At 39.8% G+C, this 10,557-nt stretch carries 5 protein-coding genes, 2 pseudogenes and 1 other annotated feature; of the genes and pseudogenes, 3 read left to right on the plus strand and 4 right to left on the minus strand.

Features of this window, described 5'->3' with window-relative positions; genetic code table 11:
* Nucleotides 1-34: 34 nt before the first annotated feature.
* From MKL36_RS15800 to MKL36_RS15810, 3 genes and pseudogenes are all read left to right on the plus strand, one after another.
* A complete protein-coding gene (locus MKL36_RS15800; protein WP_021511398.1) occupies nt 35-1,243 on the plus strand; it encodes an IS256 family transposase in 1,209 nt (402 codons plus the stop codon).
* 42 nt (nt 1,244-1,285) lie between these two features.
* On the plus strand, nt 1,286-3,952 hold the full coding sequence (locus MKL36_RS15805) for an excinuclease ABC subunit UvrA (protein ID WP_002055446.1): 2,667 nt from the start codon (nt 1,286-1,288) through the stop codon (nt 3,950-3,952).
* Nucleotides 3,953-4,113: 161 nt separating this feature from the next.
* Nucleotides 4,114-5,051 (plus strand): annotated as a pseudogene (locus MKL36_RS15810) (IS5 family transposase).
* A gap of 133 nt (nt 5,052-5,184) precedes the next feature.
* Here the strand turns inward: MKL36_RS15810 and MKL36_RS15815 are convergent.
* The 4 genes and pseudogenes from MKL36_RS15815 to MKL36_RS15830 form a co-directional block, all read right to left on the minus strand.
* Nucleotides 5,185-6,348, minus strand: coding sequence for a zinc-dependent alcohol dehydrogenase (locus MKL36_RS15815; RefSeq protein WP_006582112.1), 1,164 nt, complete (start codon nt 6,346-6,348; stop codon nt 5,185-5,187).
* A gap of 1,645 nt (nt 6,349-7,993) precedes the next feature.
* Complete coding sequence (locus tag MKL36_RS15820; protein WP_025466852.1) at nt 7,994-8,698, minus strand: IS6 family transposase; 705 nt, start codon at nt 8,696-8,698, stop codon at nt 7,994-7,996.
* On the minus strand, nt 8,631-9,248 hold the full coding sequence (locus MKL36_RS15825) for a cation:proton antiporter domain-containing protein (protein WP_079263707.1): 618 nt from the start codon (nt 9,246-9,248) through the stop codon (nt 8,631-8,633). Before MKL36_RS15825 ends, MKL36_RS15820 begins: the two co-directional genes overlap by 68 nt.
* A gap of 39 nt (nt 9,249-9,287) precedes the next feature.
* Nucleotides 9,288-10,507 (minus strand): annotated as a pseudogene (locus tag MKL36_RS15830) (IS3 family transposase).
* Nucleotides 10,116-10,232 (minus strand) — a sequence feature (AL1L pseudoknot). (Overlaps the previous pseudogene by 117 nt.)
* Nucleotides 10,508-10,557: the final 50 nt, after the last annotated feature.

A 10,557-nucleotide genomic window follows, 5' to 3' on the forward strand; every position in this document is an offset into this window, starting at 1 on the left:
ATCCTACTGAGGATAATAAAAAGAGGTACTTCACATGGATGAAGCTACAATCAAAAGTATGGCAGCTGAATTAGCTAAAGGTTTAAAAACTCCTGAAGATTTAAACCAAATGACAGCCATATTTAAAAAGTTCATGATCGAAACCGCTCTGAATACTGAGCCTTCTGAACATTTAGGCTATGAAAAGCATCAACCTAAGAAAGGATCTAATGCACGTAATGGTTTTAGCTCCAAAACAGTTCTAACACAAGATGGGCAGCTTGCTTTAGATATCCCTCGTGATCGTGACGGCTCTTTTGAACCACAGATTATTAAGAAGCATCAAACGCGCATTACTAGCATGGATGATCAAATTCTTTCGCTATATGCGAAAGGAATGACAAATAGAGAAATTGTTGCTTTTTTTAAAGAAATGTACGATGCCGATGTATCTGCCTCCCTTATTAGTAAGGTAACGGATGCTGTCATTGAACAAGTGACAGAATGGCAAAATAGAACACTCGATAGTCTTTATCCTGTTGTCTATTTAGATTGCATTGTTGTTAAGGTTCGTCAGCATTCAACAGTAATCAATAAATCAGTTTATTTAGCATTAGGCATTAACTTGGATGGCCAAAAAGAACTTCTTGGCAGGTGGCTTGCTCAAACAGAAGGTTCCAAATTCTGGCTGTCAGTCATGACAGAGCTTAAAAATCGAGGAGTGCAAGATATTCTTGTTGCCTGTGTAGACGGGCTAAAAGGCTTTCCTGATGCGATAGCCTCTGTCTACCCTCATACTGACATCCAGCTGTGTATCGTGCATGTTGTACGCAATAGCCTGAGATTTGTGAGCTGGAAGGACTACAAAGCTGTAACAGCAGGATTGAAGGCGATCTATCAGGCAAGTACAGAAGAAAATGCTTTAAATTCCCTAGGTATCTTCTGCGATCAATGGAATCATCAGTATCCAAAAATTGGAAAATCCTGGCGGGCAAATTGGGAAAATATCCGAACGATCTTTAGCTATCCTGCTGAAATACGTCATGCGATTTATACAACAAATGCAATTGAATCATTGAATAGCGTGATCCGCCATTCAACTAAAAAGAGAAAGATCTTCTCTTCTGATGATTCAGTGAAAAAGGTCATTTATTTAGCAACTTCAAATGCTGCTAAAAAATGGACCATGCCAATTCAAAATTGGCGTTTAGCAATGAATTGGTTTACGATTCAGTTCGATGATCGATTAAAAGATCATTTATAAAAAATGGGACTAACACAAAATAATTTACAGGCTCCTAGAAACATGAAAATACATTCTTTTGGTGAACACAATAACATTACTTTATCTAATAATTGTATTGAAGTTCGAGGTGCACGTGAGCATAACCTTAAGGATGTAGATGTTTCTATCCCAAGAAATGCACTTGTTGTTTTCTCAGGTGTATCGGGTTCAGGAAAATCATCACTTGCTTTTGGAACTATTTTTGCTGAAGCACAAAGAAGATATTTCGAATCTGTTGCACCTTATGCAAGACGCTTAATAGATCAGGCCGGAGTACCAGATGTTGATGCTATTGATGGTCTACCACCAGCAGTAGCATTGCAACAACAACGTGGTGCAAGTAATACCCGTTCTTCTGTTGGAAGTGTAACAACTTTATCAAGTCTCGTGCGAATGATTTATTCGCGTGCTGGTGCATATCCTGCCGATCAGCCAATGTTATATGCCGAGGACTTTTCACCGAACACTCCTCAAGGTGCTTGTCCTACCTGTCATGGTTTAGGTCACATTTATGAAGTTACAGAATCGACAATGGTTCCTGACCCAACACTCAGTATTCGTGAGAGAGCTATCGCATCATGGCCACCTGCTTGGCACGGGCAAAACTTACGCGATATCCTAGTAACCCTAGGGTATGATGTTGATCGACCATGGAAAGATTTACCGCAATCGGATAGAGACTGGATTTTATTTACTGAAGAAACCCCAACAGTTCCTGTCTATGCTGGTTTAAGCCCCGCTGAGACTCAATCTGCACTTAAACGTAAACTAGAACCCAGCTATATGGGCACTTTCACTGGTGCTCGTCGCTATGTCCTTCATACTTTTGCTAATACCCAAAGTACGTTGATGAAAAAACGTGTTTCACGTTTTATGGAAGGAAAAATATGCCCTTCCTGTCATGGTAAACGCCTTAAACCAGAAGCCTTATCTATTACCTTTGCTGGAGTAGATATTGGTGAGTTTATGCAACTTTCTTTGGATAAGTTAACTTGCCTGCTTGAGCCCATTGTTCTAGGCAATTTCGACGCTCATGATGCTGGAGAAAAGACTAATAATAAAGTAACCCAACTTGATAGATCTGAACGAGCAACAACAGGTAGAGCAGTGCATTCTGTATCTCCAGATGTAAGACGTACGTCAGCACTTTCAGATGAAAAGAAAATTGCTGCGCAGCGTTTAGCAAATGGTGTGGTGGGGCGTTTAAATCAATTACGCCAGTTAGGTCTTAGTTATCTAACATTAGATAGAGCCACACCGACTCTTTCAGCGGGAGAGTTACAACGTTTGCGTTTAGCAACACAATTAAGTTCTATGCTATTTGGTGTAGTTTATGTACTGGATGAACCGTCTGCTGGATTACATCCTTCAGATAGTCAGTCATTATATGATTCTCTCGATAAATTAAGAGACGCTGGAAACTCCGTATTTGTTGTAGAGCATGATTTAGAGCTCATGCGTCGTGCTCAATGGTTAGTGGATGTTGGACCAGATGCAGGAGAGCAAGGTGGTAATATTTTATATAGTGGAGTACCTCAGGGTTTAAGTGAGATTTCAGCTTCACGTACTGCAAGTTATTTATTTAATAAAATCCCAGTTACTCAAAGTTATGGACGTACACCCTCTGGTTGGCTTGAACTTAACAATATTTACCGACATAACCTGCATAATATTGATGCTCGTATACCTCTTGGTGTACTTACAGCAGTTACAGGTATTTCAGGTTCAGGTAAATCTAGTCTCGTTTCTCAAGCTTTACCCGAGTTAGTACTTTCATATTTAGGCAATGAATCTGAAACTGAAAACAATAATGAAAATAATCCTTTAAATGAAGGAATGTTGGTTACCGAGGTTACACAGGGTTCTCTGGCTGGTGATGTGGAGGCTATACAGCGTCTGGTACAGGTTGATCAAAAACCAATTGGCCGTACTCCACGTTCTAATCTGGCAACTTATACGGGTTTATTTGATCATGTTAGAAAGTTATTTGCTGGGACTCCTGAAGCTCGCCAAGCTCATTATGATGCTGGACGTTTTTCGTTTAATGTGGCTAAAGGGCGATGTGAAACTTGTGAAGGTGAAGGCTTTGTCAGTGTAGAATTATTGTTTATGCCAAGTGTATATGCCCCTTGTACGACATGTCATGGTGCTCGATATAATGATGACACTCTGAAAATTCGCTGGAATGGACGTAATATTGCTGAAATATTAGGAATGACCGTCAATGAAGCACGTGATTTTTTTGATGGAGAGGTCTCGATTGCTCGTTCACTACAATTATTAAAGGAAATTGGCCTTGGTTATTTACGTTTAGGGCAACCAGCGACTGAACTATCTGGTGGAGAAGCGCAACGTATTAAATTGGCGACCGAGCTGCAACGCAATCAGCGTGGAAATACACTGTATATACTTGATGAGCCAACTACAGGTTTGCATCCATCAGATGTAGATCGATTGTTAGTTCAATTGCAGCGATTAGTCGATGCGGGTAATACCGTGGTTATGATTGAGCATGATATGCGTGCCGTTGCACAAGCAGATTGGGTGATTGATGTGGGACCAGGTGCTGGAAATGCTGGTGGGAATATTGTTGTGGCAGGAACACCAAAACAAATAACAGAAAATCAAGATAGCCGTACTGCTCCATATTTAGTTAATGAGTTAGTGAGTCGTGATACTAAACATTGATATTGCGAGTGGGTAGAATAAAACCTTAAATTAAAAACCTGTAAAATCAATCAGATATTTTTTTAGGTGGTGTGTGAGCATGAAATCTAAAATTTTTTTCAACTAAGGGCTTTGTTGCACAAACCTATTTCTAAAGGCTTATTCCACAATATAATTTTCAAATGAATAAGCCCGCACCTAAAATCTACCGCACAACCAATTGGCCCGCATATAACCGAGCACTCATGAGTCGCGGAAATATTGCCATTTGGTTTGATCCTGTTACGCAATGGTATGCGCCATCAAAAGGCAAACAAGGGCGAAATCAAACCTACTCCGACGCAGCCATCCAATGCTGCTTAATGATTAAATCCTTATTTCGTCTGTCTTTACGTATGGTTACTGGCTTTGTGCAAAGTCTGATTAAACTTTGCGGATTAAATTGGATAGCTCCAGATTACACTACGCTTTGTAGAAGACAAAAGCATATTGATATTGTAATCAGCTACCAAAAAAGTAGAGATGGGCTGCATCTACTCATGGGCTCTACAGGCATGGAGTTTGTAGGTGAGGGTGAATGGAAGCGCAAGAAACATGGACCTGAATATCGTCGCCAATGGCGTAAACTACATATTGGTATAGATGCCAAAACCCTGCAAATACGAGCATTTCAGCTTACAACCAATAATGTCAGTGATTCACAGGTGCTTGGTGATTTACTTAATCAGATTCCACAAGATGAGCGGATTGACTCTGTTTATACCGATGGAGCTTATGACACCAAGCAATGCCGTCAGGTCATTGCAATTGCAGATCGGCAAGCGCATGCGGTGATTCCACCTAGAAAAAATGCGAAACCATGGAAAGATACAAAGAGTAGCTCGCTAGAACGAAATGAATTACTTCGAACAGTTAAACGTTTAGGCAGGATACTATGGAAAAAATGGTCAGGCTATCATTGGCGAAGTTGGTTGAAACTAAGATGCATTGCATCAAATTATTAGGAGATAAACTCAGTGCAAGGAGTTTTGATAGCCAAGTCAATGAGATTCATGCACGTGTAGCAGTGCTCAACAGATTTACGGAATCAGGTCGACCATTTACCCAAGTTACGCCTTAAATTTGGCTCAATTAGGGGCGCTTTGCATTTCAAATCTTTGTGCAACAAAGCCCTTAAAAACAAGAAAAAGAGGATTGATAAAATGATGATAAAAAATAAAAAAGCGCCTGATGGCGCTTTCCTTTAATCATATTTATGGCGTCAGAATTACTTTACGACAGTCTTCTTCTTTTTTATCAAAAATACGGTAACCTTCCGCAGCATCTTCCAGTTTCATGCGATGGGTAATAATCAGATCTGGAGACAGATCTCCATTTTCGATATGTTCTAGCAACTGCGGCAAGTAATTATGCACATGAGTTTGTCCCATTTTAAAGGTTAAACCTTTGTCAAAGGCATCACCAAACAGGAAGCCGTGAATTGGACCGGCATAAACTCCAGGTACACTCACCACACCGCCGCGGCGGACCGCTGCAATACATTGTCTTAACGCTGAACCACTCGAACCTTCTAATTTCAGGTTAGTCATTACAGTTTCCAGCATGCTGCCTTTGGCTTCAAAACCGACCGCATCAATGACGGCATCGACTCCACGATAACCCGTGGTATTTTGAATGATAAATTCAGCGGCATCGACTTCATCAAAATTGACCGGAATCACCCCATAGGTTTGATGTGCGAAACTCAGACGATAAGGATGGTGATCGACCATAAAAATCTGCTCGGCACCGAGCATCCGCGCACAGGCAGCAGCCAGCAGACCGACTGGGCCAGCACCATAAATCGCCACACTGGAACCTCGACCAACTTGGGCATTTTTCACTGCTTGCCAGGCGGTTGGCAGAATATCAGTCAGGAATAATACTTTTTCATCAGGCAGGGAACCTGGCACTTTAAATGGTCCGATATTGCCCTTGGGAATCCGTACATATTCAGCCTGACCACCCGGTATACCACCATACAGATGGCTAAAGCCAAATAAAGCTGCCCCTGGTGGAATCTGTTTTTTATTGAGAATTGCACCACGGCCGGTATTGGTATTTTCACAGGCAGCCATTAGTTCATGTTCACAGAAAAAACAGTGACCACATGCAATCACGAAAGGAATAATTACCCGGTCGCCTTTTTTGACTTCTGTGACTTCAGGGCCGACTTCTTCTACAATTCCCATAAATTCATGGCCGAAAATATCTCCATCTTCAGTGGCCGGAATTTTACCCCGGTATAGGTGCAGATCTGAGCCACAGATGGCAGTCGCTGTCACCCTTAAAATGACGTCATCTGGTTCCTGAATCACTGGATCTGGAACGGATTCAACTCGTACATCCCGAGCACCATGATAGGTAAGAGCACGCATGCGGATTTCCTCTTTCTAGTTCAACATTAAACAGACTCGTATCAAGGCTGCCAAAAATAAAAAACACTTTTATTAGAGCCTTATGCACCAAGAAATCGCTGTAAATTAATGTATGAAATAAGACATCCGAGTGTTTAAAAAATAAACTTATATAGGGTTTACGTAATTCGTGACCTTATGTGTCGAATGAATAGAAAAGAATTAAAGAAACATCTAGTAATTTCTATAACTTATAGATTGTTAATTCTGTGCTATCTATTATTTTTAGAAATAAATGTCCCTAACATAATCATAGAGGTACTAACTCCCCCTATTACTAAACTCATGAGTATTATTTCTATACTTAATATCTCTGTCCAATGGCTATGGTCACTCCACGGAATATATATGCCATGTCCAAATAAAAAATTTATAGTGCATAAAATAAGGAAGCTAATGAGAGTGGATATTATCAAGGTAACTATAAGATTTTTCCAAACCTCCTTATTTTTAGAAAGAGTTATTACTTTAATCGTTATACTCTGTAAATAAATATCGTAGATTTCAGCTCTAAAAATTTGATTTATTTAACAATATTTTAGTATTTGGCGTATTTTGCCACTGAATATTATTTGATTAGTACACAAAATAGTGAACAGAAACTAGCTGTGGTTTCTTGTTGGCTTTCAAAGATCTTTAGTTTATAAGCCCACCTCACTTTCCTTGAGTGGGCTTTTTTTTATGCTATTGCTTCGCTCGGCAAATATTTTTTAAACAAAAAAATGATAAAGAAGCCTTTTAGATACATCTTTTAAACATTTTGATTCATATTGCATTTATAATAAATATGCTAACTAGTTGTTCCATTCCCTCAGAGGTTAGTAAAAACTATTGTTTCAGCATGAAATAATGATTTGGCCCACTTCTGTGGGTTTTTTAATGCCTTAAAACGCTCTCGTTTGCCCTCTAAGGTCTTTTTCATTTCATATTTTTTACAATTATGATTAGTCAAGAAATGGATCAGATATGAAGTTAACGCGCTTAAATGGTTTAATCACTTATAATTGATTCATGAATCCTTTGTTTTTCCTTGTCATTTTCTATCTTAACGGCTAAGGCTAATACAATTATCATTGTGATGAGACAGATTATTTTGATCTTCATTTTTCTGCCTCCACTTAGAAATAACTTAATGAATATTAGCATTTTAACTCGATACTTTGAAGTATGATTAAGCCTTGTTTCAAAGTCGAGTTATTTTGCGAGGCGGTGATCTCATTAGTAATGATAAAAAATAAGTAATGTACCACTCACCTGATATTTTTTAGGGTCGATTAGGCACCAGTCATAGGTTTTTTCTTTAATGTTATTCGGTTCAAATAAGTACACAGCTTTTTAGCCATAATTCTGATTAATATTTTTCCATCACACTCTTTGATTTGTAGCGGATATTTTTAAGTATAGTCATATCAACTCTATGTTCGTCTAGTTCATCTTTGCTTGGTACATACAGGAATATTGCCAAAAAGAACACCATAAGAGAGCTTGTAATCAGAGAAAAGGTAGGGGCAAAATTTTAATGCCAGTTGATCGCTCGTAGATACTCGCTCGGTTCGGCACTGTTGCAAATAGGGATCTGAGTCGATGATTTTCCCTTCAAAAAAGCTTAGAGACCGAAAACTTTATTTACTAGCCAAACTTCTCCTAGAATATTACCGTTATAAAATAATGAAGCTTGTGCTTTGCGTAGAGCACGCATAACCTCAATACCTTTAATTGTGGCATAAGCCGTTTTCATAGACTTGAATCCCAACGTAGCCTTGATGATCCGTTTAAGCTTGCCATGATCACATTCAATCACGTTATTCTTGTATTTAATCTGTCGATGCTCCAGATCTTCAGGACACTTTCCTTCGTGTTTTAGTCGCGACAAAGCACGGCCATAGGTATGAGCCTTATCAGTGTTTATGACTCGTGGAATCTGCCATTTTTTGACATGATTCAAAATCTTACCAAGAAAACAATAAGCTGAATGGGTATTTCGTCTAGCAGAAAGATAGAAATCAAGAGTATGGCCACGTTGGTCAACTGCTCGGTATAGATATGCCCATTTGCCATTCACTTTTACGTAAGTTTCATCCAGATGCCATAAATGTCGATCTTTAGGATTACGCCAATACCAACGTAAACGTTTTTCCATTTCAGGAGCATAACGCTGAACCCAACGATAAATCGTGGTGTGATCGACATTTACTCCCCGTTCAGCGAGCATTTCCTGAAGTTCACGATAGCTGATGCCATATTTACAGTACCAACGGACGGCCCAAAGAATGATTTCGCCCTGAAAATGACGACCATGGAAAGCATTCATCTGCTGATCCTTTAGCTAAAAGAGTATTTAGCTTACCATCAGCAGCTATTTGCAACAGTGCCACAATTGCCAATAAAGGGACAATCAACAAGTCTTCAAACAGCAGAATCGAGACAATTTTTTGTCCGCGTGGTTGAGCAATGTCTCCACGATCTCCCAAAAGTTGCATTACAATTGCAGTCGAGGTGAGTACAAAGCCTGCAGCACACACAAAACTCACTTGCCAAGAATAGCCATAGACCAAGCCTACAGCCGTTAGCCCCAATGAACAGGCACTAATTTGTAATGTACCTAATCCAAAAATTTCTTTTCTTAAACTCCATAAATACGATGGACGCATTTCTAGTCCAATCACAAACAGATACATCACAATACCAAGCTCAGCGATATGCAGAATAGACGCAGAATCGTAGAAAAATGCCAGTCCAAATGGACCAATAATTAATCCTGCAATTAAATATCCCAATACCGAGTTTAATCCTAGGCGCTTGATTAAGGGGACTGCGATCACTGCAGCCGTGAGCAATATGACAGGGGATAGAAGGCTGATTGAAACGTACCGGGTTTGTCGGAGACTTTTTTATTTAAGTTAGGCCACCTGACCTAACGGGTTAATCTTATCATAGTACATTGCTTCAAACTCAAAAGGCGATACATAACCCAGTGCACTGTGTACACGCTTTTTATTGAACCAATCTACCCAGTTTAGTGTCGCAAGTTGTACATCTGCTAAACCTTGCCAAACTGCTTTTAGATATTCAATCACCTATGTTTTGTATAAGCCATTCACCGTTTCAGCCAAAGCATTATCGTATGAATCGCCTGTCGTACCGACTGATGCTCGTAAATTTGCTGCTTCTAAACGATTGGTATAGCGAATGGAAAGATATTGCACACCTCTGTCGGAATGATGAATCACATTCTTTGGCATGCCTCGATCATGCAATGCTTGCTCCAATGCATCGAGCACCATATCTGTATTCATCCGTGTAGATACTTTCCATCCAACAATTGCTCGTGAAAACACATCAATAATAAAGGCGGTATAGACCCAGCCTGAATGAGTTTGAATATACGTAAAGTCACCGACCCATAGTTGGTTTGGATGATCAGCACTAAAATTACGTTTCACTAAATCATCTGCCCGTTTTTGGTCATCTCGGCTACGGGTAGTTTGTTTATTCTTACCACGCCAAACACCTTGTATACCTAGCTTCTGCATCAATCGAGCAACTGTACAACGTGCAATCACATAGCCTTCACGTTTCAGTTGTTGCCAGACCTTACGCACACCGTATCGACCTGAACTTTCTTTCCAAATTCGCTTGATCTCCTCAGCATGATGCAAGTCATGTAAATCTCGTTTCGCTCGATGTTCTGGATTTACTGTGAGATCTAAAGTCCGGTAATAGGTTGAAGGTGCGATCGGTAAAATTCTACAAATCGCCTCGACTCCGTACAGCTGTTTATTATTATGGATAAAATCCACCATTATTTGTGTGGGCGGTCGAGCTCCGCCTGGGCGAAAAAAGCGGCTGCTTTACGTAGAATCTCATTGGCGCGTTGCAGTTCTTTATTTTCACGTTCGAGTTGTTTAATACGTTCTTGATCTGAAAGCTGCTGTACTTTAACTGGATTTTGTTTATCTAAATATTTTTGATACCAAACACGTAGTGTTTCAGGACTACAACCTATCTTGGGAGCAATAGCGGTGATCGCAGCCCAATTCGATGGATAATCTTTTTCAGATTCAATCAATAATTGAACCGCTCTTTCTCTGATTTCAGGGGTATATTTTAATTTTGTCATCGGGATAGTCTCTCAGAATATTGACTCTCCGACAAACCCGGTACGGTTCA

Source organism: Acinetobacter sp. AOR12_HL, from assembly GCF_027855275.1.
GTDB lineage: Bacteria > Pseudomonadota > Gammaproteobacteria > Pseudomonadales > Moraxellaceae > Acinetobacter > Acinetobacter baumannii.